Below are 286 nucleotides of genomic sequence, written 5' to 3' on the forward strand. Positions count from 1 at the left end.
CATTATTTTTGCTGCTAATGAAACTGATTCTTGTGGTGTGATTGAACCATTAGTCCAAACATCCAATGTTAATTTATCAAAATCACTGCTTTGACCTACACGTGTATTTTCAACAGTATAGTTCACACGTTCAACAGGTGAATACAATGAATCAACAGGGATTACACCAATTGGTAAATCACTAGTATTATTTTGTTCTGCTAATGCGTAACCTCTACCCTTGTTAGCAACTAGACGAATTTTTAAGTGACCACCTTTAGATACTGTTGCAATTTTAAGCTCTGGG

1 pseudogene is annotated in these 286 nt (G+C 35.3%); it reads right to left on the minus strand.

The features are described from left to right. Positions 1-286, minus strand: a pseudogene (locus ACXQH5_RS06940) (DNA-directed RNA polymerase subunit alpha); the annotation flags it as partial.

It is taken from the genome of Staphylococcus sp. SA22, assembly GCF_054165785.1.